Here is a 23,891-nt window from a genome sequence, read left to right on the forward strand (position 1 = left end):
CCATCCCCCGCCAGCCGATAAGCTCGCAGGACTCGAGCCCGGGGGAACACCGCCAAATATGATCAGGATCAATGTTGAGGCGCTATGCACCCTGCAGCCCCGATTTGCCGATTTTTCATACGCCATGACAGGGTTCTCTTCCCCCCCGAAAAAGGGGGAGCGGCTCGGGGACGGCTGCAGGGGGAGAGTGACCACTTACCTGCCCCGTGTGTATGCAAAAAAATGCGTTAATCCGCCCTTTTTTGCTTGTCAAGGGGGCTGACCGAATGCACAATACGCCGCCAATAAAGGACCGATGTTCACTGCGACATCGGTTTTTGTATTTTTGAAGTGCAGTACAAACCCACCACAAGAGGCCGGAACGTTTCCGGAAGTGATATTCGAGATTGCCAAACAATCTCCCGACGTTGAGAGGATAACAATGGGGCGTTTTAATGCTTTCCTGCCGGTACAGCCCGGTATGCGCCTCCCCGGCGCCCTTGATGTACAGGCTTGCGAATCCATCGTATCCCTGCGCTCGTTGCAAGCACGTGCTGCGGCACTGATTGAGGAGAAAGCGTAATGGCATCGCAAAACGCCAAGCTGCTCAAGACCCTTACCCTGACACAAGTGATTGTGATGGGTCTGGCCTATCTGACCCCCATGGCTGTCTTCGACACCTTCGCCATCGTCGGTGACATCACCGATGGCCGGGTCGCCACCGCCTATCTGCTGGCTCTGGGTGGCATCCTGCTCACCGCTTTCAGCTACGGCCATCTGGTACGCAAGTTCCCCTCTGCGGGCTCTGCCTATACCTATGCCCAGAAGGTGTTCAACCCCTACGTCGGTTTCATGGTCGGCTGGTCATCCCTGCTCGACTATATGTTCATGCCGATGATCAATATTCTGCTGGCCAAGATCTACCTGACCGCCATGTTCCCGGGCGTCGAGCCCTGGGTGTTCATCTTCGGTCTGGTGACCGTGATGACTTTCCTGAACCTGCGTGGCATCAATCTGGTCGCCAACTTCAATGGTCTGATCGTGGTGATCCAGCTGGCCATCATCACCCTCTTTATCGGCCTGATGGCGTGGGGCATCTACCACGGTGAAGGGGCTGGCACCCTGATGAGCAGCCGTCCGTTCCACTTCGAGTCAGCACAGCTGGTACCGCTCTTTACCGGTGCGACCATCCTCTGCTTCTCGTTCCTGGGCTTTGACGGTCTGAGTTCCCTCTCCGAAGAGACTCCGAACGCTGGCAAGGTGATCCCCAAGGCGATCGTGCTGACTGCCCTTATCGGCGGCATCATCTTCGTGGTGGTCTCTTACTGCCTGCAGCTCTACTTCCCGAGCCTCGCCCGCTTCCAGCATCCGGATGCGGTACTGCCGGAGATCGCCCTCTACGTTGGCGGCACCTTCTTCCAGTCCGTGGTGCTGGTCTGCACCACGGTCGCGGTACTGGCCTCCGGCATGGCGGCTCACGCCGGTGTGTCGCGCATCCTCTACGTGATGGGGCGTGACCGGATGATCCCGGAGCGGGTGTTTGGCTACATCCACCCGAAATACCGCACTCCGGCCATCAACGTGCTGATGGTGGGCGGTCTGGCCCTCTCCGCCGTGTCGTTTGATCTGGATACCGCACTGGCGCTGGTCAACTTCGGCGCACTGGTGGCGTTCAGCTTCGTCAACCTGTCGGTGATCGGTCAGTTCTGGGTGCGCGAGAAGCGCAACAAGACCCTCAAGGATCACGTCATCTACCTGTTGATGCCGCTGCTCGGCGCCGCCACCATCGGTGCTCTGTGGATCAACCTGGAGCAGAGCTCGCTGGAGCTGGGCCTGATCTGGGCGGGCCTCGGCGCAACCTATCTGTTCCTGCGTCTGGCGGTGTTCCGTATCCCGTTCCGTCAGTACGAAGAGGCGGCTGACGCCTGATCCTTTGCGGATAACGGATAGACAGAAGGGGAGCCATGGCTCCCCTTCTTGCTATTTGACGGGCTGAATATGGGGTTCGACTATTGCCACTCTCCCGCACTTGCTTGGTCGGCAAGGAACAGACAGGGTGGATGGCGCCACCAGCCATATTTCTCGCCATCCCCATCATCTATTGACGAGCAAACCACCAAAGCAAGTCATAAAACCATCATAAAAGTGTCACCTTGTCATATTTCTGTCATTAACCACTGATTAAATGCGCGGGTCATCAACAACCCAAGACGGAACGACCGTCTCAAGAGGCTTTATGCAACACCATCACTCCTTGTCACAGCCGCCCGCGACCCGCGCCCTGTTCAACTGGATGAGTGTCATCGTACTGGTCTACCTGATCCTGGTTGCCGTGGGCGCCATCTCCCACGGCTTCAAAGATTTCTCCGGCGGCGCCGAGGGCGCAGCCCAGATCTTCGCCTTTGCCAACAACCCCTTTGTCGCCCTGCTGCTGGGTATTCTCGCTACCGCGCTGGTGCAATCCTCCAGCACCGTCACCTCGGTGATCGTTGGTCTGGTGGCTGGCGGCCTGCCCATCAGCATGGCCATCCCCATGGTGATGGGTGCCAACCTCGGCACCACCATCACCAACACCATCGTCTCCATGGGCCATGTGCGGGATCGCGCCGAGTTCCGCCGCGCCTTCGCCGCCGCCACCGTGCACGACTTTTTCAACCTGCTGGCGGTGTTCATCTTCCTGCCGCTGGAGCTGATGTTCGGTCTGCTGCAACACAGCGCCGAGTGGCTGGCCAACCTGCTGGTAGGCTCCGCCAACATGTCGATGAAGGGCATGGATTTCATGAAGCCGCTGACCGCACCGGCCCAGCAGCTGATTGACAGCGCCGTTGCCTTCCTGCCGGGCAAGGGTGCCGCCATCGCGACCATCATCATCGGTATCCTGCTGATCCTCGCCTGCGTCACTTATCTCGGCAAAGTGCTGCAACAGGTACTGGTTGGCCGTGCCAAAGAGGTGCTGCACAAGGCGCTGGGCCGTGGCCCGCTGACCGGCATCACCTCCGGTGCACTGGTGACCATCATGGTGCAATCCTCCTCCACCACCACCAGCCTGATGATCCCGCTGGCCGGCGGCGGCGTGTTCAGCACCCGTCAGCTCTACCCCTTCACCCTGGGGGCCAATATCGGGACCACCATTACCGCCCTGCTGGCTGCCACCGCCATCAGCGGAGCCGGTGCCCAGCTGGCCCTCACCATCGCGCTGGTCCACGTGCTGTTCAACCTCTTTGCCGTGGTCATCATCTATGGCATCCCCTTCCTGCGCGACCTGCCGGTGCGCGCCGCCGAGGGGCTGGCCCGGGTAGGCAGCGAGAACAAACTGCTGGCTCTGGGTTATGTGACGGGTCTCTTCTTCGCCCTGCCCGCCCTGATGATGGTGGCCGCCAAGTAAGCGCTGCCGCCATGACAAGGGGCGAGTCACCGACTCGCCCCTTTTTGCGTCTGCGTCTCCGAGCTTTGCCTGCCCGCTCACATCCTCCCACCCTGTGGCTCGCCATCAGGGGCGGTGCGCGATAAGATGGCGCCCTCATTGCACTTTTTACATTTCATGGAACAGGAAAAACCGATGAAATTCATACTGATCGCGCTGCTCATCGCCGGTGTGGCCTACTACTTCTACTCCAGCAGCAACAACAAGAAGCTGGCGGCCGACAACGTGCGGATTGGCGCCGAGTTCCTCGCCAGCAACAAGGACAAACCGCTGGTGACTACCACCGCCTCCGGCCTGCAGTACGAAGTGCTGACCCCGGGCACCGGCACCGTTCACCCCACCGCCACCAGCAAGGTGAAGGTGCATTACGAGGGCAAGCTGCTGGACGGCACCGTCTTTGACAGCTCGGTCGCCCGTGGCGAGCCCATCGAGTTTGGCCTCAATCAGGTGATTGCAGGCTGGACCGAAGGGGTGCAGCTGATGGTGGAAGGTGAGAAGACCCGTTTCTACATCCCTGCCAACCTCGCCTACGGCGACCGTGCCGCTGGCAAAATCCCGCCGGGATCAGTCCTGATCTTCGACGTGGAACTGTTGGGTATCCAGTAACCACGCAGGATGCTCCAGTGGCAATATCCCACTGAGATCCGTCCTGATCTTTGACGTAGAGCTGCTGGGTATCCAGTAACTCGCTCTGCCATGCATCATCAGCAACAAGGCCAGCATCATGCTGGCCTTGTTGCTATGGGAACCTCACTCCCCCTTGGCGATCCCTTCCCGGCGCGGATCAGCTGCGCCAAACCAGCCGCCAGCGTTGCGCTCAACCCCTTGCAGGCCGGAGGTCTGCTCATTCAGTACCACCTCATGTCCCCTCGCCTTCAATCCCTCGACCACCGACATGGGGGTGCGTCCCGCTTCCAGCTCGGTGGGGCCGTTGCGGCTGCCAAAGTTGGGCAGGTTGATGGCCTGTTGCAGGTTCAGACCCCAATCCTGGGTGCCGAGCAGGGTCTTACCCACGTAGTTGATGATGGCGGAGCCCCCCGGCGAGCCCAGGGTCATGGTCAGCTCGCCGCTTGGCTTGTCAAACACCAGCAGGGGTGACATGGAGGAGCGGGGCCGCTTGCCCGGCTCCACCCGGTTTGCCACTGGCAGACCGGCGGCATCTACCGAGGTGAAGGAGAAATCGGTGAGCTGGTTGTTGAGCAAGTAGCCGTTGACCATCTGACGCGATCCGAAACCATCCTCGATGGAGCTGGTCATGGAGATGGCCATCCCCGCCTTGTCGACAATCGAGACATGGCTGGTAGAGGGGAGTTCCGGAGTCGCATCCTTGCCCCGCGCCAGCGCCAGTGGCGGCGTACCGGGCTTGGCAATCCCCATGGAGTGCTGACCGACAAGCTTGCCGCGCTCGGCCAGATAGCCCTTGTCCAGCAGCCCCTGCACCGGCACGCTGACAAAATCGCTGTCGGCGACGTACTGGTTGCGATCGGCGAAGGCCAGACGCGCCGCTTCACTGTAGAGATGGATAGCCTCGCTGGAGGCAGCCAGTCCCCCCTCCTTCGTGGTGATCGGCTTGAGGGCTGCCATATCGCGGCTCTCCAGCATGCCGAAGATCTGGCCTAGCGCCAGGGTGCCGGACGAGGGAGTGGGAAAGCCGCAGATCTTGCTCTGGCGATAGTCAAAGCAGAGGCCATCCCGCACTTTGGCCTGATAGCTGGCCAGATCGGTGGCCGCCAGTACCCCGGGATTGGTGGGATGTTGGCGTACCTTGGCCACCATGGCATCCGCCAGCGGCCCCCGATAGAAGGCATCCGCCCCCTCCGTTGCCAGAGTGCGCAGCACCTTGGCCAGCGCCGGATTGGTCAGCCGGGTACCCGCCGTTTTGGGGCTGCCATCCGTCTGATAGAAATAGGCTCGCGCCTCCAGATCCCGTGCCAGATAGGGATCCTTGGCCAGCAAGGTGGCCAAGCGAGGACTTATCACAAATCCTTGTTCTGCCAGCGTGATGGCGGGCTCGAACAGCGCAGCCCAGGGTAGCTTGCCATAACGTTGATGGGCCAGTGCCAGAGCGCGCAGGGTGCCGGGAACGCCGACCGAGCGGCCCCCGACCACCCCGTCATAAAACGCCAGCGGCTTGCCATCTTGCATAAACAGCTGGTCGGTGGCGGCAGCCGGCGCCGTCTCGCGGCCATCCACCGCACTCACCTTGCGGCCATCCCACACCAGCAGCAGCGTCCCGCCACCGATCCCGGAAGATTGCGGCTCCACCAGCGTCAGCACCAGCTGCACCGCAATGGCGGCATCGACGGCACTGCCACCGGCCTTGATGATTTGGTAACCCGCATCCACCGCCAGCGGGTTGGCGGCAGCCACCATGAAGTCATGGCCCTGCCAGCCCTGTTTGTCGGTCCAGCCACTGGCGGCTTCGGGTGCGATCAGGGTCTGGGCTGGCGGGGTGTAGTGAAAACCGTTGTCACTGGCACAACCGGCCAGCAGGGCAAGGGCGACAGCCAGCCCCAGAGGTTTGCGCAACATGACACTCTCCTTGTCTGTTTTATGACCATAAAGAGGGACTATGTCACGATTGGCGCTGATAGCTCAAGTTATTGAACAAGATCAATATCTTACTCATCTATCAATAATGGCTATCCGTAACAGACATAAAAAAACCGCCCGAAGGCGGCTTTTACGATGGGATGGCAGAGGCCAAACAGGCGCAAGTCCGGTTAGATGGACTGCTCTTCGCCACCCAGGGCGGCAAACAGCGCCGGGATAAACTGGGACAGCTCAGCGGTGACCAGCGCGAAGTCGGCATCCAGACGGGCGGCAGGATCTTCGCTGGTGACGTCGTCGTTCTGCTCGCGCAGCTCTTCGCTGAATTTCAGACGCTTGATGGAGAGATCATCCCCCAGCACGAAGCTGACGGTCTCGCCCCAGTTGAGGGCCAGCTTGGTCACCAGCTTGTCATTGGCCAGGTGGTTCTTGATTTCATCCGTCATCAGATCCTGCTGCTTGCAGCGGATAATACCGCCGTGCTCCATGGCACTGCGCAGCTCGGCTTCATCTTCCAGAGTGAAGGAGGCGGGCAGGTTGCCCTCGTTCAACCACTCGGTCATGGTGATCTCGGGCGGGTTCTTGAGGGCCACCGGCACCACCGGCAGGGAGCCGATGGATTTGCGCAACAGTGCCAGCAGGTCGTCCGCCTTCTTGGCAGAACCTGCGTCCACCACCATCAAATTGTCGGCCGGATTGATCCAGGCGAAGGTCTGGCTGGTACGACTGAAGGCACGGGGCAGCAGGGTGTGGAGGATCTCCTCTTTCAGCGCTTCCTTCTCTTTTTTCTTGAGGGCGCGTCCCTGTTCGAACTCGATCGCCTCTACCTTCTCGGCCAGCATCTCCTTGACCACGGTACCGGGCAGCATCTTCTCCTCTTTGCGGGCGCAGATGAGGATGTGGCCGGAGGCTGAGTGGGTCAGGGTTGAGCCGAATTTGCCAAGGGGCTTGACCCACCCGAAACGGGAGATGTCCTGACTGCCGCAAGGGGTGAAGGCACAGGCTTCCAGCTGGGTTTCCAGCTGATCAACGGTCAGGTCAAAGGGGCGGGTAAAGCGATAAATCTGCAGGTTTTTAAACCACATGGCGTCCTCGGTCTCTAGATTGTCCGGCGGGCATTGTACTAGAGAGGCGCTTTGTGATCAGCCAATCATTCTCGCTAAATAAAGGGCGATCGACCTCACAGGGTCTCATTTATGTCACCAGTTTGTTCATCAAGTTCTCCTAGACTGCGAAAGTAAATTGTTAATAAGGATGAAGGTATGTTGCGGCCCAGTCGCCCGGAAGACATGGAAGAGATCGTCGAAATCTGGTTGCTGGCCTCCCTGCAGGCCCACGATTTCGTCGATGCCTCCTGCTGGTGGCAGGCCCAAGAGGATCTGCGTACCCGCTATCTCGATCGCGCCGCCATCTGGGTGTTCGAGGAGCGCGGCGATCTGCTCGGTTTCATGGCACTGGTGGACAACTATCTCGCCGCCCTGTTCGTACGCCCCGACCGTCAGGGCCGCGGCGTCGGCCACGCCCTGCTGCAGGAGGCCAAGCGTCAGGGGGCGTCACTCCACGCCCGGGTCTTTGTCGAGAACGATCAGGCGGTGCGTTTCTATCGCCGCCACGGCTTCGTCATCGAGGCCGAGGAGTCCGATCCCCTTACCGGCCACCCCCAATACCGGATGTGCTGCGAACCTGCCTGAATCGATGCCAGCCCCCTGTTTTACTTGAAAAAAGCACGGGGCATCCTCATCTTGTCCTCATCGGGTGCCCCAGGCACCGTCCCTGCAACCGGGCTGCTTTCCAATGAAAATCCTCCATACCGCCGACTGGCACCTTGGCCATCAACTTCATGGCCATGACCGCCGTTTTGAACACGATGCCTTTCTCGACTGGCTGAGTGACACCCTCAAAGCGCGCGAGATCGACGCCCTGCTGGTGGCGGGCGATCTGTTTGATACCGCCAATCCCCCCGCCAGCGCCTGGCAACAGCTCTACCGTTTTCTGGCGCGGCTGCGCGCCGAGATGCCCCGCCTCAACATGGTGCTGATCGGCGGCAACCACGACTCCCCCTCCAAGCTCGATGCCCCCCACGAGCTGCTGCGTGCCTTTGATCTGCATCTGGTGGGCAACATCAGCCGCGACAGTGAGGGCAAGCTCGAGACCGACCGTCTGCTGGTACCGCTGCAAGACCGGGAGGGCAAGATCGCCGCCTGGTGCGCCGCCGTGCCGTTCCTGCGCAGCAGCGATCTGCGGGTGGAGCAGTTGGCAGAAGGGCAGGACAGGCTGATCGAAGGGGTTCGACAGGTCTACGCCGAGGTGCTGGCCGAAGGGCGCGCTCGCTGCGGGGAGGCGCTGCCACTGATTGCCATGGGCCACGCCTATCTGGCGGCGGGCCAGCTCTCGGAGCTGTCGGAGCGGCGGGTGCTCGGCGGCAACCAGCACGCCCTGCCCGCCGAACTCTTTGCCGGTGCTGACTACACGGCGCTCGGTCACCTCCATCTGGCCCAGAGCCCGGCCGAGGGAGTGCACTACAGCGGCTCGCCGCTGCCGCTCTCGCTTGCCGAAGCGAACTACAACCATCAGGTGCTGGAAGTGACCTTTGCGGAGGGGAAACTGGCTGGGCTGGAGCGGATCCCGGTGCCCCGCGCGGTGGAGATGATCCGCCTGCCCCAGAGCACCCTCGACGACGCGCTGAACGCCATCGCATCGCTCGAGCTGGTTGCCTGTCCACAAGAGGCACAACCTTTCCTCGAAGTGCGACTGCTGCTGCCCAAGCCCGAGGCCCGCATCCGCGAACGCATTCTGGCCGCCATCGCAGACAAATCGGTGCGTCTGGCCCGCATCAGCACCCAGTATCAGGGCTCGGGCGAAGGGCTGGCCGATGGTTGCGAGCGGCGCAGGCTCGATGAGCTCTCCCCCACCGAGGTGTTTCGCCTCTGCTATCAGCGCCAGTTTGAAGGGGAGCCCGAGGCTGGGCTGGTTGCCTCGTTTGAAGAGATCCTGGAGCAGGTGAAGGAGTCAAACCAATGAAAATCTTGTCTCTGTCAGGTGAGAATCTGGCCAGTCTGACCGGCCCCTTCACCATCGACTTTACCAGGGGGGCGCTCGGCGCCGCCGGTCTGTTTGCCATCACCGGCAACACTGGCGCGGGCAAGAGCACATTGCTCGACGCCATTTGTCTGGCCCTCTACGACGAGATGCCGCGCTTTATTGCCAATCGCAAGAACGTGGCCGAAGTGGGCCGCATGGATGACGAAGAGAAGCTCAAGGCCAACGACGTGCGTGGCATCCTCAGTCGCGGCCACGCCAGCGGCTTTGCCGAGGTGCAGTTTCGTGGCTGCGATGGCCGCATTTGGCTGGCCCGCTGGGCGGTGCGCCGGGCGCGAAACCGCTCGGAGGGGCGTTTTCAGGCGCAGGAGCGAACCCTGACCGATGTGGAGTCAGGGCAGGTTTTCTCCGGCAGCAAGCGGGAGCTGCAGGATCGCATCGACGAGCTGGTGGGTCTCTCCTGGGAGCAGTTCCGCCGCGCGGTGATCCTGCCGCAGGGGGAATTTGCCGCCTTCCTCAAATCGGATGCCAACGAGCGCTCCGCCCTGCTCGAACGGATGACCGGCACCGAACTCTACTCCGCCATCTCCATCCAGACCTATGAACGGGCGCGGGAAGAGCAGCAGAAGCTGGCCACTATTGCCCAGCGCCTCGGCGACGTGGCGTTGATGGACGAAGCGACCCGCGAACAGTGGGTGAACCAGCAGGTGAGCCTCTCCACCACCCTCAAGCATGAACAGCAACAACAGCAGCTGATGCAGGACTTGCGCGATCTCAACAGCCGCATTGCCGCCCAGCTGCAGGGCTGCGCCGAGGGACAGGCGGCGCTCGATGCCGCCCTGCAGGCCCACGGCGCCGCGGCCCCCGAGCGCGAGGAGTTTGCCCGTGCCGAACAGGCCCAAGTAGCCCGCGCCGATCACGACGAGCTGGCCCGCCTCACCCTTGAGGTGCAGCAGCAGGAGAAGGTGATCGCCGAGCTGGGGCCGGAGCTGGCCAAACTCGAGGAGCAGACCCAGCAGAGCGCGCTGACCGAGCAGCAGTTGCAGGCGGAGAAGATCGCCGCCGAGCGGGAATGGGGCGCCCTGCAACCCGAACTCAAGCGGGCACAAGAGCTCGATACCCGCATCAGGGAGAAAGTGCAGCAGTTGCAGAAGATCCAGCAGGAGGGGGCACAGGAGCGAGAAGTGCAACTCACGCTGGAGCAGGGCTGGCGCGAGCAGAGCCGACAGGTGGAGCTGCTCAAGCAGCAGCACCAGCAGTGGGGCCTTTGGCTCGAAGAGCACAAGGAGCTGGCACCGGTGGCCCGTCAGTGGCAGCCCCTGCTCACCGCCATGCAGGATTGGGCCGGGGATGCCGACAAGCTGCAACAGCTGCTCACCCTGCGGGATCACAAGCTGCGCGCGCTGCAACAGTTACAGCGCCAGCTAGAGCAAGGCCAGCAAGAGCGCGACTACTGGCAACATGAACAAGACCGGCTGCAACAGCAACAGAACGAGCTGCAGGAGCAACAGTGGGAGAGCCGCCTCGCCAAGGCGCAGGAGCAGTGGCAGCAGCAAACCGAACAGCTGGGTCAGCTGCGCCAGTTGCTGGAGCTGGCCGATTACGGCCGCAACCACGGCGAGCAGCATACCCGCCTGCAGCAGGAGATTGCCCAGCTGGAGCAGGCGCTGGGTAAGCTCGCCACCCTCGGCGAAGAGCTGGCCCCCGCCCGCGAGCGGCTCGCCCTGCAGCGGGATGAGGCGCGCCACGCGCTGGAGCAGTCCCGTGCCATCGCCAGCTTCGAGCAGTATCGTCATATCCTGAGCGATGGCGAACCTTGCCCGCTGTGCGGTTCCGGGGAGCACCCCTACAGCCAGAGCCAGCCGCAGGTAGCGGGGATCCTGGGTCAGCTGGCGGAGCGGGCCCGCAGTCTGGAACTGGAGTGGGAACGGCTCAACCATCAGTACATTCAGTGCGAGAGCGAGCGTCAGGAGCTGGCCCGCCAGCTGGCGGTACGCCAGCAGCACCTGCCAGAGCTGGAAACCCGCGCCGAGCAGCTGACCCTGCGCTGGCAACAGCTGGGGGGCGATACCCTGCTCGGCCATCCGCTGCCGCTGCGCCAAAGCCCCATTGAGTGGAACGAGCTGATGAGCACACTGCTTGGCCGTGGCCAGGCGCTGGAGCAGGGGTTGGCCCAGAGCCAGCAGCAGCTGCGTCAGGCCCAGCTTGGCCAACAACAGCTGCAAGGGGTGCGTCAACAACTGAGCCAACTGGCTGCCCAGCACCAGCAGTTTGACCAGCAGTGGCAAGAGGCCGACCGCCAGCGCATCGCACTGGAAGGGGAAGTGAAGGGGATGGGCGAGCAGGAGGCGACCCTGCGCCAGCGTCTGGAACAAGGCGCCCACCGCCTCGATGAGCAGATGGGCGGCCAACCGTGGCGCCAGTGGCTCGGCAGCCAGCAGTGGCACGAGTGGCAGCGAGCCTGCGAAGCCTGGCTGCACGGCCAGAGCGAGTGGGAGCGGCTGGCCAGCGAGATCGCAAGCCTCACCCCGGCCCTGAGCGCACAGGAGGCGCGCCTGCAGACCCAGCGCGAGCTGCTGCACAAACTGGAGCGGGACTACAAGGAGCACGAACAGCAGCGGCAGGGGCTGCTCACCAGCCGCAGCGGTTGTCTCGGTGGCGAGGAGATCCCGCTGGTCGAGAGCCGCTGGCAACAGCGTCTGCAACAACTCGCCAGCGAACTGGAGCTGATGCAAAGCGGCGCCCGCGCTCTGCGGGAGCGGCAGACCGAGCTCAAAACCCGCCTCACCCATGTGGAGCAGGAAAAGCAGACCAGCAGCCGCCGCAAGCGGGAGGTGCTAGGCCGCTGGGCCGCCCACGCCAGTACCCTCGGCATCGCCGAATACGACCTTCGCCGCCTGCTCGCCATCAGCCCCGATGAACTCAAGGCTCGCCGCTCTGCCCTGCAAGGGTTGGAAGATGCCCTTGGCGAGGCGCGCACCCGCCTTGCCGAGCGGCAACGGGCGCTGGCACTGGAGGAGAGCAAGCGGGATCGCTATCGCGAGCACCACCCCGAGCTGGCCGCCCTGCCGGATGCAGAGCTGAGCGATCAACTGGCGGCACTCGATGCCCGCTGTCGCGCCCTTGAAGAGCAGCAGTTCGAGTGCAAGAGCAAGCTTGCACAGGCCGAAGCCGCAGCGCTCAAGGCGGGCAGCCTGCAACAGGAGCTGGCCGCCCAGCAGGCGGTGGCCGACCACTGGCAGCAGCTGTGCGATCTGATCGGGCAGGCCAACGGCGCCAAGTTCCGCACCTTCGCCCAGAGCCTCACCCTCGAGCGTCTGCTGCTGGAGGCCAACGCCCAGCTCGCCGAGCTATCACCGCGCTACCGGCTGGAGCGGGTACCCGGCACCGATCTGGCGCTGCAAGTGGTGGATCTCGACATGGGGGATGAGGTGCGCTCGGTGGACTCCCTCTCCGGTGGCGAGAGTTTTCTGGTGTCGCTGGCGCTGGCGCTGGCCCTCTCCAGCCTCTCGTCACGGCAGACCCAGGTCGAGTCGCTGTTTATTGACGAAGGGTTTGGCACCCTGGATCCGGACAGTCTGGATCTGGCGCTCGCCAGCCTCGACTCCCTCCAAGCCGCCGGTCGCCAGATCGGGGTCATCTCCCACGTTCAGACGCTTGTAGAGCGGATTGGCGTGCAGATCAGGGTCGAAGCTCTCGGCGGCGGCGAGAGCCGGGTAGTGGTTCCCTGAGAGCCTTCGGCTCACCCCCCACACCGTAAATAACAAGACCCCGCCAATTGGCGGGGTCTTGTTGAGAGGCTATCAGCCGAAGCGGTAGGCGCCCATATAGAGGCTGCCGCCATCCCAGCTCTCGTGCAGCCGGGTGGGCGCCGCACCATCGGCTGCCCCCAACGCCACAAAGAGCGGGCGCAGATGGTCGTCGTGGGGATGAGACTCCACCGCGCCTGGAGCCTGCTGGCGATAGTCGAGCAGCGCCAGCCGATCCTCGTCGGCCATCTTCTGCTCCAGCCAGTCGACAAACTGGCTGGCCCACTCTGGCACTGGCGAGCCTTCCGGTGCCAGCGCCCGCAGATTATGGGTGATGGCACCGGAGGCGAGGATACCAATCCCCTGACTGCGCAGCGCCCCCAATACCTCTCCCAGTTGCCACAACTGGGCCGGGGTGAAGCTCGCGGGAATGGAGATCTGCACCAGCGGGATCTCGCTGTTTGGGTCGATCAGGGAGAGCGGCGACCAGACTCCGTGATCCAGCTCGCGCCGCATCGGGGTGGCGGTCAGTCCGGCCAGTGCCAGCTGGTCGCTCACCCCTTGTTGCAGCCACTCGGGGCTGCTGGCAGGCCAGCGCATCCGGTAGAGGGGCTCGGGAAAGCCGTAAAAGTCGTACATCAGCTCCGGTTTGGGCTCGACGTTGATCTGCAGCTCGCGGCTGAACCAGTGGGCGGAGATGACCACCAGCCCCTTGAGCTCACCCAGACGCAGGGTTCGCAGAAAGCGGGTGGCGGGTTGCTCACGCAGCACCAGATCCGGTGCGCCGTGAGAGATAAACCAGACAGGGGCGAGGGACATAAAGCGGACTCCAACAAAGTATCAGGGGGCGATACCGGAGGGGATATCGCTGTTGGAATCGATTATCCTCCCGCCATGAAAGGTGGACAATCCAGCAAGATAGATAAGAACTATCAACCAATGGTTGATAATTTCACGCCTTCACGACCGGTAAGCAGCAATAGATATCAAGGCTGCGGCGCTTCCGGCTGCAGTCGGACTGCGCGAAGCGCCATCCGGGTCGCTGCACTGTGATCCTGCCACTCTCGCCACGCCAATCCCTCGGCGGCCGCCTCCCCTTTCACCGGATGGGAGAAGATCGCCAGCATACCGGCATTGTCAGGCCAGTAGCGGGCTGGCAGCGTCTGAACCAGCAGCAGGGCCGCGCCCAGCAAGAGCAGAGCCCATCCGGTTTCATGGCTGTTTTTCATCCCGGCCTCCTTCACCCGTGCGCCAATGAACTAACATTTTTGCGCAAGCCGGTGACAAGACGGTGACAGCGGACGGGTGGTCATTTTACAACATCTGAACCTCAACCCGGCCAAACAACCACAGATGGCAACATTTGTATCCCTTCAGCCCGAACCTGTGGCCGTATGCTCTAAAATGTGACTCACAGGAAAACGTTATCCCTGAAAAGAAAACGTTATCTGGTCAAAACGTTGTTTCTGGATCATAAAAAGATTCCAAAAACTGGTGTATATTGCTCGGCGGAAATTCCTTAACCATGAAGATTGACATGAAAAAGACCAAAATTGTCTGCACCATCGGTCCGAAGACCGAATCCAAAGAAATGCTGGCCAAAATGCTGGACGCCGGCATGAACGTCATGCGCCTGAACTTCTCCCACGGTGACTACGCCGAGCACGGCAGCCGCATCAGCAACCTGCGCGCTGTAATGGCCGAGACCGGCAAGCACGCAGCTATCCTGCTGGACACCAAGGGTCCGGAAATCCGTACCATGAAGCTGGAAGGCGGCAACGACGTCGCGCTGGTCGCTGGCCAGACTTTCACCTTCACCACCGACCAGACCGTGGTTGGCAACAAAGACAAAGTGGCTGTGACCTATGCAGGTTTCGCCAACGATCTGCGCGTCGGCAACCGCATTCTGGTTGATGACGGCCTGATCGGTCTGGACGTTATCGAAATCACCGAGCGCGAAGTTATCTGTAAAGTGCTGAACAACGGTGACCTGGGCGAGAACAAAGGCGTTAACCTGCCGGGCGTCTCCATCAAGCTGCCGGCCCTGGCCGAGAAAGACAAGCGCGACCTGATCTTCGGTTGCGAGCAAGGCGTTGATTTCGTTGCTGCTTCTTTCATCCGTAAGAAAGAAGACGTTCTGGAAATCCGTGAGCACCTGAAAGCCCACGGTGGCGAGAACATCCAGATCATCTCCAAGATCGAAAACCAGGAAGGTCTGGACAACTTCGACGAGATCCTGGCTGTTTCCGACGGCATCATGGTTGCTCGTGGCGACATGGGTGTAGAGATCCCGGTTGAAGAAGTTATCTTCGCCCAGAAGATGATCATCGCCAAGTGCAACAAAGCCCGCAAAGTGGTTATCACTGCCACCCAGATGCTGGACTCCATGATCAAGAACCCGCGTCCGACCCGCGCCGAAGCTGGTGACGTGGCCAACGCCATCCTGGACGGTACCGACGCAGTCATGCTGTCCGGTGAATCCGCCAAGGGTAAGTACCCGCTGGAAGCCGTGACCATCATGGCCACCATCTGCGAGCGTACTGATGCCGTGATGCCGTCCAACCTGTCTGCTGCCAACGACAGCAACAAGCTGCGCATCACCGAAGCCGTATGTAAAGGCGCCGTAGAGACCTCCGAGAAGCTGGACGCCCCGCTGATCGTGGTTGCTACCGAAGGCGGCAAGTCTGCCAAGGCCATTCGCAAGTACTTCCCGAAAGCCTGGATCCTGGCTATCACCACCAACAAGAAAACTGCTGCCCAGCTGGTTCTGACCAAGGGTGTGGTTGCCCACGTGGTTGACAGCATCGCCTCTACCGACGATTTCTATCGCATCGGTAAAGAAGCCGCGCTGGAAATCGGCATGGGTCTGAAAGGTGACGTGGTTGTGATGGTCTCCGGTGCTCTGGTACCGAGCGGCACCACCAACACCGCTTCTGTTCACGTTCTTTAATCAGAGCTGAACGAGTTGAAAACGGCGCCTGCGGGCGCCGTTTTTTTTGTCCCTCCCCCCTGCTTACCTGACAAGCCCGGTGTTAGAATCCACGCGAATTTAATCTATGCGGGAAATCTCCCGAATATCGCGTAATAACCCGGAAGTTATATGCCCTCAATACGTTTTAAAAGAGTCTCGGCCACCCTGTTGCCGCTGCTCTGTCTCCTCGCCAGCCTCTGCGTCCCGCAAGCCATGGCGCAAGATGTCCCCTCTCGCAACGCAGTTCAGCGAGCGCTGGATGGTCTGGGTAAATCAGAAACCCTGACCGTCAGTCAACAAGCGGATCAGAAGTTGCTGACCGAAACCCTCGCCCTGCTCGACAGCATCGACAAGGAAGAGGCAAAGGCCAAGACCCAGGCCCAGCGGATCCGCAACCTGCCCACCGAACTCAGAGAGATCAGCGCCAAGCTCGATGCTCTGACCAAGGGCAAGAGTGCCGAGCAGATCAAGAGCGAATACGCCAGCATGAGTCTGGCAGAGCTCGACAGCCGTCAGCCGGAAGTGCTGGCCAACATGCAGGCGGCCCAGGAGGCCCTCGGCGCCATCGGCAGCCAGCTCACCAGCTTGCAGACCCTGCCGGAGCGGGCCCAGGCCAGCATGAGCCGTGCCTACCAGCGCAGTCAGGAGATCCGTACCCGCCTCAACGCCGGTGAAAGCGTCTCCAGCGCCGAGAAGATGAAGCTCGGTGCCGAGCTGGCCCTGCTCGACCTGCAACTGGCCCACCTGCAAAAGGAGCTGGATAACCGTACCAGCATGCAGGACCTGGCGATCAAGCAGCGCGACTACCAGAGTGCCCGTCTCGCCAGCGAAGAGCAGAAACTGCAGCTGTTGCAGGATCAGAGCAGCGCCAAGCGCCTCGGCGACACCGAAAAAACCGCCGAGCAGACCGGTGAACTGGTGGCGACCGAAGACAGCCCGCTGGTGCAAAAAGAGCAGGAGCTCAACCACCAGCTCAGCCAGCAGCTGATCGGTGCCACCACCAGCCTCAACTCGCTGGTCCAGAAAAACCTGCAAGCCAAGAGCTGGCTGGAGCGCGGCATCCAGACCGAGCGCAACCTCAATGAACAGGTGCAGATGCTCAAGGGCAATCTGCTGCTGTCGCGCATCCTCTATCAGCTCTACCAGCAGCTGGAAGCGGCCCCCACCATCGCCGTCAAAAACCTGGAAGAGCAGATCGCCGATCTCCATCTGGCCCAGTTTGAACTGAGCCAGCAGCGTGACCAGCTGTTCCAGAAGAACCTCTATCTGGACAATCTGATCGCCGGCAGCAAGGATCCGGTCAGCGAAGAGGACAAGGAGAACCTTGCCAAGCTGCTCGATACCCGCATCAATCTGCTCGATCAGCTCAACCGCCAACTCGACAGCCAGCTCACCAACGCCATCAGCCTGCAGCTGACCCAGCAGCAGCTGGCGCGGGTCTATGCCTCTATCGAATTTACCCTGCAGCAACACATCTTCTGGGTAAGCAGCAACAAGCCCATCGACAGCAAGTGGTTTATCAGCTGGCCCGCCCAGGCCTACAAACAGGCCTCCGACTGGGTATTGAAACCGGACTGGAAACGCTGGCGTGAAGAGCTGCTCGGGATCTCCCTGCTTGCCTTCCCGCTGCTGCTGATCGGCGGCCTGCTGGTCTGGAAACGTCCGGCGCTGGTTGAGCGCGAGAAGAAGATCACCAAGGACCTTGGCCGTTTCCGTCAGGACAGCCAGTGGCACACGCCGCGCGCCCTGCTCTATACCGTGCTGCAACGCCTGCCGGGCAGCATGTTCATTCTGGCTGGCGGTCTGCTGCTCACCTACTGCGGTCTGCTCAGTCCCAAGCTGATGTTCCAGATCACCCTGAACCTCGCCCTCGGTTATCTGGTGTTCAGCGTCTATCTGGCGGTGATGCGCCCGGGCGGCATCGCCGAAACCCACTTCCGGATCCCGAAAGCGGAGCTGCAGGCCAAGCGCAACAGCATGCGCTACATCTGGTTACCACTGCTGCCGCTCATCATGCTCGCAACCAAGGCGGTGGTTGAACCCTCCACCCTGGGCAACGACGTGATCGGCCAGGCCATGACCCTGACCCTGCTGGGGCTGGCCGCCTATCTGGTGTTCCCCATCTCCCGCGCCCGCATCAAGGGCGAGGCGAGCATGCAGAAGTCGCTGATCGCCATTGCCCTGGCGCTGGCACCGGTGGCGCTGATCGTGCTGGCCGTGCTCGGTTACTACTACACCGCGCTGAAGCTGACCGGTCGCCTGATCGAATCCTTCTACCTCATCATCATCTGGAGCCTGGTCTACCGCACCGCCCTGCGTGGTCTGGAGCTGGCAGCCCGTCGTCTGGCCTACCGTCGTGCGGTGGCCAAGCGTGAGCACAAATCTTCGGAAGATGCGGAAGGGGGCGAGTCCATCGAAGAGCAGCCCATGGATCTGGAGGATGTCAGCCAGCAGTCCCTGCGTCTGACCCGTACCGTGCTGATGCTGATCTTCGGCGTCGCCTTCTACTGGCTCTGGTCCGATCTGGTCGCGGTATTCTCCTACCTCGACAGCATGGTGCTGTGGCACCGCAGTGAAGGCACCGGCGCCAACGCCGTGCTCTTCCCCATCAGCCTCAGTGACGTGCTGATCGGCTTCCTGCTGCTCGGCGGTGCCTGGTCATTGGCGCGCAACCTGCCGGGCTTGCTGGAGGTGCTGGTGCTCTCCAAGCTCAACCTGGCTCAGGGGACCGCCTACGCCATCACCACCATGCTCAACTACGTGCTGATCGGCTTTGGTTCCCTCACCGCTCTCTCCATGATGGGCGTGCAGTGGGACAAGCTGCAGTGGGTAGCGGGTGGTCTGTCAGTCGGTATCGGTTTCGGCATGAAGGAGATCCTCTCCAACTTCGTCTCCGGCATCATCATCCTGTTCGAACGTCCGGTGCGGATCGGTGACACCGTCACCATCGGCTCCTTCTCCGGTACCGTCTCGCGGATCCGCATTCGCGCCACCACCCTGACCGACTTCGACCGCAAAGAGGTGATCATCCCCAACCAGCAACTGATGACAGAACGGCTCATCAACTGGTCGCTGAGTGACACCGTCACCCGGGTGATCGTACGGGTGGGCGTGGCGTATGGCTCGGATCTGGAGCTGACCCGCACCCTGCTCAAACAGGCGGCCGACGAAAACAGCCGCGTGCTGAAAGACCCGGCCCCCATCGTCTACTTCCTCACCTTTGGCGCCAGCACTCTGGATCACGAGCTGCGCTTCTTCGTGAGCGAACTGGGAGACCGCAACCCGGCGGTGGACGAGTTGAACCGCAAGATCGACCAGCTGTTCCGCGAGAACGGCATCGAGATCGCCTTCAACCAGATGGATGTCTACATCAAGAACATGCAGGGCGAAGAGCAGAAGGTGGAGTCCAACTCCGCCGCCCTGCCGCCGCCCACAGAAGATGGCAAGCAGCCAGCCTGATAGCGAACTGCACTGATCTGATGACAACAGCCGCTCACCCAGGTGAGCGGCTTTTTTATGCCAGTTTATGGCGATAGAGACAGTTATCCATTGCCTACATGGCTGGCCGCCGCACAACAGGCAGCCATCGCCCTTGATAAAATATAAAGAGAAATAAAAGTATAAAAACAAACACTTGCCCCATACCGCGCTCGCTCCGGCTCCCGGACTTTTATAACTTTTTTTAATTTTATTTGAGTGTCCTCTTCATCCTGACCATTGCAAAGTGGCGCCATTCCAGCCTGGGCCCTGTGACCACCGCCCGGCTGACACCGACTTGCTCATTTGATAATTGAAAGGATCCGAGAGATGAAACATTCCTTGATGGTAATGGGGTTGGCCGCCTGTCTGGCATTGAGCGGCTGCCAGAATATGGATACCAAGAAAGTTCTGATAGGTGCAGCTGCGCTGGGGGCCATCGGCGCCGCTGGCTATTACGCCGGGAAAAAGCACAGCGATAACAAACACGAGCATGATGGCCAGCATGACGATAGCGATGACCAGCATATGGCCACCAGCAAGATGCCCCGTTACTGCTCGGGGGAAGCGGCCAGCAAATTCCATGTTTCCCCGCGCGATATCACCACCGAGTCGGCAGAAGAGAGTGGCCAGAGATACAAGGTCTATGGCCAGTACGAGACCGACGATGATCTGGTCGACTTTACCTGCACCTTCAATCACGACGGTCGCTTCCTCTCGGTCGTTCGCAGCTGATTGGCCAGCGGTTACAGCCAATTCACCACAGGCTCCCCATACAGGACACTCTCGATGAAACAGCAACGCAGCATGATCGCCAGCCTGATTGCGCTGGCCCTGATTGGCCTCGCTCCATGCTCCGGTGCCACCAGCGGCCACTCCGGGGTGGATCTGGCCAGCATGGATAACAGCGTGCGCGCGGTGAACGATCTGTTTCGCCACGTCAACGGCAACTGGCTGGCCCAGACCCAAATACCGGATGACATGCCGGGGCAGACCATCGGCAATCTGTTGGCGGACAAGTCGCTGGAGGATCGCAAGGTGTTGCTGGAGGAGCTGCTCAAGCGCCCGCAACAAGCCGGAACCCCTCGCCAGCAGATCGCCGACCTCTACGCCAGCTATCTGGAGCAGGCCGGACGGGATGCCAAAGGACTGACCCCCATTCAGCCACTGCGCGACGAGATCATGGCCATCCATGATGGCGCCTCGCTAGCCACCTACTTTGCCCGGGTTAACAAGCTGGGCGGCGGTACTCCCTTTGGTATCGGGTTCATGGCCGACAAAAAACAGCCTGACAGCTACGGGATCTATCTGCAGCAATCCGGTCTCGGTCTGCCGGATCGGGACTACTACCTGAAAGCAGATGCCGCCAGCAAGGCTCTGCGGGCCAGCTACGAGCAGTTCATTACCGCCCTGCTCAACCATGCCGGCGTCGAGGGTGCGAGCGAACAGGCCCATCGCATTCTGGCGCTGGAGACCCGGCTCGCCAGCCTGCAGTGGGACAGAGTCAAGCGGCGGGATGACAACCTCACCTACAACAAACTGCCCATCGCCCGCCTCAGTCAGTTGCTGCCCACCCTGGATTGGCAACGCTACCTGACAGAGGCCGGTATCGCCGGGGAAACGGAGATCATCGTCAGTGAGCCGGACTATCTGGAGAAGCTGACCGCCGTGATGCAGGAGACCAGCATCGCGCAGTGGCAATCCTACTGCCTGTTCCATCTGCTACGTACTTATGCGCCCTATCTCGACAGCCAGAGCAATGCCCTGCACTTCGCTTTCTACGGCACGACCCTGAGCGGCATCCCCCGTCAGCGGGAGCCCTGGAAGCAGGCCATGGAGGTGCTGGACGACTATCTGGGTCAGGCGGTGGGCAAACTCTACGTGGAGCGCTACTTCTCGGCCGAAGCCAAGGCACAGATGGCAACCATGGTGCGCAATCTGATCGCTGCCTATCGCCAGGAGATCGGTGGGCTCGACTGGATGTCTGCCCCGACCAAACAGCAGGCGCTGGCGAAACTGGAGAAGGTACGGGTCAAGATCGGCTATCCGGACCAGTGGCAGGATTACAGCGCAATCGAGATCCGTCCCGATGATCTGGTCGGCAATGCCCAGCGAGCGGCCACAGTGCGTTACAACGAGCACCTTGCCCGCCTCCATCAACCGGTGGATCGGGAGGAGTGGTTCGACAATCCGCAGACGGTGAACGCCTACTACAACCCGAACAACAACGAGATCGTCTTCCCGGCAGCCATACTGCAACCACCCTACTTCGATCTGAAGGCGGATGATGCGGTCAACTATGGCGCCATCGGCGCGGTCATCGGTCACGAGCTGAGCCATGGTTTCGATGATCAGGGGGCCAAATTCGATGGCAACGGTGCCTTGCACAACTGGTGGGCTCCGGCCGATCTCAAGGAGTTCACCGCCAGAGCGCAAAAACTGGCGAAACAGTACGACCGTTTCGAGCCCATCAAGGGGGAGCATGTCAACGGCCAGCTGACCCTTGGCGAGAACATCGGCGATCTCGGTGGCCTGACCATCGCCCACAAGGCGTACCAGCTCGCCCTGGGCAACCACCAGCCAGCGGTGCTCGATGGCTTCACCGGCGAGCAGCGCTTCTTTATCGGCTGGGCGCAGGTGTGGAAAGGGAAGTATCGGCCCGAGCTAGCTGCCGTTCTGCTCAAGACAGATCCCCACTCACCGCTGGAGTACCGGGTCAACGGCGTCGTCGTCAACATACCGGCCTTCTACAGTGCCTTTGCTATCAAACCGGGAGACAAGCTCTATCTGCCACCTTCCGAGCGTGTGAAGATTTGGTGACCACCAGCAGGGGCCCTGGCCCGAAAAGCTCCAGCAGATGGACCACCTCCACCTGAGCTGAAGATGACCGACACAGGGAGTATCTGTTTTACCCTGCCTGGTTTTTCCCGACCCACATGTGCCTGACCATGTGGGTTTTTTTGACCCTTTTGCCCCGCCGCTTCTCCTCAGCCTGCCCAGCTTTCACCCGATACGGCCACGGCAAACAACCCCGCCATTTTCTCGCCTTTGCCATTGGCTGAAAAACCGGCGGCGGAACCGCTATAAATCGGTTTACCACCAAACAGGTCTGACCTATGGTAAAGCATGTAAAAGATGCATCGTGGAGCCGCTTTTCCTATGAATGACCGAGAACTGCAACAGATCCTGTTTCGCTCCTTCGATGTGATCCCGCTGCCTATTCTGGTGTCCGAATCCATTGCCCGTCACGATGGCTGCTCACCCGACATGATCCCGCAGCGGCGCCACCGCTTTCTGAATAAAGCCTTCATTGAGCAACTGGGCTACAACCTTGACGATCTGCCGGACATGGCTTCCTGGTTTCAGGTCGCCTACCCGGATGAAGGGTATCGCCGCACCATCATCGACTCCTGGCACTCCCAGGTGGAACAGAGCTTGTCGCAAGGGCTGGAGGTTGCCGAGATGCCTGCGCTGATCCGCTGCAAGAGCGGTCAGTCGCGCTGGTTTATCGTCACTGCCCAGCTGGGAGCCGATGCCATCCCGGATGGCCATATCGTCACCTTTCGCGATATCCACGACCTGCAGTGCATGGTGGAAGAGGTGAGCCGCCTCTCCTGCACCGATCCGCTCACCGAACTGACCAACCGGCGCGGCGCCCAGCAACAGCTGCAGGCCCTTTGGTTGCAAGGTGAGCCCCTCTCGGTGGTACTGGGAGATATCGACCATTTCAAACAGGTCAATGACCGCTACGGCCACCCTGCGGGCGATGCCGCGCTCTGCGCCGTCGCCCACGCTATGGCGGGCCAGCTGTTGCCGGGGGAGAGTCTGGCCCGTTGGGGCGGAGAGGAGTTCCTGCTGATCCTGCCTGGTTGCGATATTGAACAGGCAGCACGGCGCGCCGAACAGCTGCGCCAGCATGTCAGTACCACCCGCTTGCCATGGCAGGGGAAGCAGCTATCCCTCACCATCAGTCTGGGGTGTGCCAGCATGAAGGGACAGGAGGGCATCGACTATCTGCTGATGATGGCAGACCGGGCCCTTTATCAGGCCAAGGATCAGGGCCGTAACCGGGTTGTCATCTCGACGGAATAGAGTGATCACCAGAAAGAAAAGCCGGCTCGCGGCCATAAAAAAACCGAAGCACAAGGCTTCGGTTTTTTACTGCGCAACTGGCGTGAGCCAGCCGGGCATTACTTCTTGATACGGATAACCGGGGTCTCGCCCACAGTCACGGCACCAGTCATTTTGATCAGCTCTTTGATCTCGTCCATGTTGGAGATGACAACCGGAGTCAGGGTAGACTTGGCTTTCGCTTCCAGAACGGCCAGATCGAACTCGATGATGGTGTCGCCGCGCTTGACCTGCTGGCCTTCCTGAGCGATACGCTTGAAGCCTTCGCCTTTCAGTTCAACGGTGTCGATACCGAAGTGAACGAACAGCTCGATACCGGAGTCGGATTCCAGAGAGAACGCGTGGTTGGTCTCGAAAATCTTGCCGATGGTACCATCGCACGGCGCAACCATCTTGTTGCCAGCCGGCTTGATGGCGATACCGTCACCAACGATCTTCTCGGCGAAGACAACGTCAGGCACATCTTCGATCGGCACGATTTCGCCAGACAGCGGAGCAAAAATTTCGATGCCGCCGGTGTCAGAGCTATCGTCGGAAACCAGTTTCTTCAGTTTATCAAACAGACCCATAT

17 protein-coding genes are annotated in these 23,891 nt (G+C 60.9%); 12 read left to right on the forward strand and 5 right to left on the reverse strand.

Translation table 11 applies throughout. The annotated features are described in order from the left end of the window. Positions 1 to 295: 295 nt before the first annotated feature. From ACTG20_RS16685 to ACTG20_RS16700, 4 genes are all read left to right on the forward strand, one after another. Entirely contained in the window at positions 296 to 562 is a 267-nt protein-coding gene (locus ACTG20_RS16685; RefSeq protein WP_021230505.1) for a hypothetical protein, read from the forward strand. Further along, positions 562 to 1,908, forward strand: a complete 1,347-nt coding sequence (locus tag ACTG20_RS16690) for an APC family permease (RefSeq protein ID WP_021230506.1) — start codon at positions 562 to 564, stop codon at positions 1,906 to 1,908. The genes ACTG20_RS16685 and ACTG20_RS16690 overlap by 1 nt, the downstream gene beginning before the upstream one ends. A 307-nt stretch (positions 1,909 to 2,215) precedes the next feature. Then, a complete protein-coding gene (locus ACTG20_RS16695) occupies positions 2,216 to 3,364 on the forward strand; it encodes a sodium:phosphate symporter (RefSeq protein WP_005338243.1) in 1,149 nt (382 codons plus the stop codon). A gap of 174 nt (positions 3,365 to 3,538) precedes the next feature. Then, the gene (locus ACTG20_RS16700; RefSeq protein ID WP_005338245.1) at positions 3,539 to 4,009 is read left to right on the forward strand and encodes an FKBP-type peptidyl-prolyl cis-trans isomerase; all 471 of its coding nucleotides are present in this window, start codon (positions 3,539 to 3,541) and stop codon (positions 4,007 to 4,009) included. Positions 4,010 to 4,153: 144 nt separating this feature from the next. On the opposite strand, the gene ggt is transcribed toward ACTG20_RS16700, so the two are convergent. Then, positions 4,154 to 5,935 (reverse strand): gamma-glutamyltransferase, encoded by a 1,782-nt coding sequence (ggt, locus tag ACTG20_RS16705; protein WP_194496465.1) that lies wholly within the window; start codon positions 5,933 to 5,935, stop codon positions 4,154 to 4,156. A gap of 191 nt (positions 5,936 to 6,126) precedes the next feature. Further along, a complete protein-coding gene (rdgC, locus tag ACTG20_RS16710) occupies positions 6,127 to 7,038 on the reverse strand; it encodes a recombination-associated protein RdgC (RefSeq protein WP_005347467.1) in 912 nt (303 codons plus the stop codon). Between the two features lie 177 nt (positions 7,039 to 7,215). Here rdgC and ACTG20_RS16715 point away from each other — a divergent pair, with 177 nt between their 5' ends. The 3 genes from ACTG20_RS16715 to ACTG20_RS16725 all read left to right on the forward strand — a co-directional run bounded on the left by ACTG20_RS16715 (position 7,216) and on the right by ACTG20_RS16725 (position 12,723). Next, positions 7,216 to 7,644 (forward strand): GNAT family N-acetyltransferase, encoded by a 429-nt coding sequence (locus tag ACTG20_RS16715; protein WP_005338252.1) that lies wholly within the window; start codon positions 7,216 to 7,218, stop codon positions 7,642 to 7,644. A 103-nt stretch (positions 7,645 to 7,747) separates the two neighbouring features. Then, on the forward strand, positions 7,748 to 8,974 hold the full coding sequence (locus tag ACTG20_RS16720) for an exonuclease SbcCD subunit D C-terminal domain-containing protein (RefSeq protein WP_194496466.1): 1,227 nt from the start codon (positions 7,748 to 7,750) through the stop codon (positions 8,972 to 8,974). Continuing rightward, positions 8,971 to 12,723 (forward strand): AAA family ATPase, encoded by a 3,753-nt coding sequence (locus ACTG20_RS16725; protein WP_194496467.1) that lies wholly within the window; start codon positions 8,971 to 8,973, stop codon positions 12,721 to 12,723. The genes ACTG20_RS16720 and ACTG20_RS16725 overlap by 4 nt, the downstream gene beginning before the upstream one ends. 72 nt (positions 12,724 to 12,795) lie before the next feature. Here ACTG20_RS16725 and ACTG20_RS16730 read toward each other — a convergent pair whose 3' ends face one another. Beyond that, positions 12,796 to 13,560: a DODA-type extradiol aromatic ring-opening family dioxygenase gene (locus ACTG20_RS16730; RefSeq protein WP_194496468.1), complete on the reverse strand. Its 765-nt coding sequence runs from the start codon at positions 13,558 to 13,560 to the stop codon at positions 12,796 to 12,798. A 167-nt stretch (positions 13,561 to 13,727) separates the two neighbouring features. Beyond that, positions 13,728 to 13,970 (reverse strand): hypothetical protein, encoded by a 243-nt coding sequence (locus ACTG20_RS16735; protein WP_167572342.1) that lies wholly within the window; start codon positions 13,968 to 13,970, stop codon positions 13,728 to 13,730. Between the two features lie 308 nt (positions 13,971 to 14,278). Here ACTG20_RS16735 and pykF point away from each other — a divergent pair, with 308 nt between their 5' ends. From pykF to ACTG20_RS16760, 5 genes are all read left to right on the forward strand, one after another. Then, the gene (pykF, locus tag ACTG20_RS16740) at positions 14,279 to 15,691 is read left to right on the forward strand and encodes a pyruvate kinase PykF (RefSeq protein WP_031227651.1); all 1,413 of its coding nucleotides are present in this window, start codon (positions 14,279 to 14,281) and stop codon (positions 15,689 to 15,691) included. Between the two features lie 150 nt (positions 15,692 to 15,841). Then, entirely contained in the window at positions 15,842 to 19,171 is a 3,330-nt protein-coding gene (gene mscK, locus ACTG20_RS16745) for a mechanosensitive channel MscK (protein ID WP_194496469.1), read from the forward strand. 348 nt (positions 19,172 to 19,519) lie between these two features. Further along, positions 19,520 to 19,924 (forward strand): hypothetical protein, encoded by a 405-nt coding sequence (locus ACTG20_RS16750; protein WP_194496470.1) that lies wholly within the window; start codon positions 19,520 to 19,522, stop codon positions 19,922 to 19,924. Positions 19,925 to 19,978: 54 nt separating this feature from the next. Next, entirely contained in the window at positions 19,979 to 22,009 is a 2,031-nt protein-coding gene (locus ACTG20_RS16755; RefSeq protein WP_439987829.1) for a M13 family metallopeptidase, read from the forward strand. Positions 22,010 to 22,348: 339 nt separating this feature from the next. Then, the gene (locus tag ACTG20_RS16760; RefSeq protein ID WP_042083675.1) at positions 22,349 to 23,281 is read left to right on the forward strand and encodes a GGDEF domain-containing protein; all 933 of its coding nucleotides are present in this window, start codon (positions 22,349 to 22,351) and stop codon (positions 23,279 to 23,281) included. Between the two features lie 98 nt (positions 23,282 to 23,379). Here ACTG20_RS16760 and crr read toward each other — a convergent pair whose 3' ends face one another. Continuing rightward, on the reverse strand, positions 23,380 to 23,889 hold the full coding sequence (gene crr, locus ACTG20_RS16765) for a PTS glucose transporter subunit IIA (protein WP_005338264.1): 510 nt from the start codon (positions 23,887 to 23,889) through the stop codon (positions 23,380 to 23,382). Positions 23,890 to 23,891 lie beyond the last annotated feature (2 nt).

Origin of the sequence: Aeromonas sp. 84A, assembly GCF_051919345.1 — a bacterium.
In the GTDB taxonomy this organism is placed as follows: Bacteria; Pseudomonadota; Gammaproteobacteria; order Enterobacterales; family Aeromonadaceae; genus Aeromonas; species Aeromonas veronii.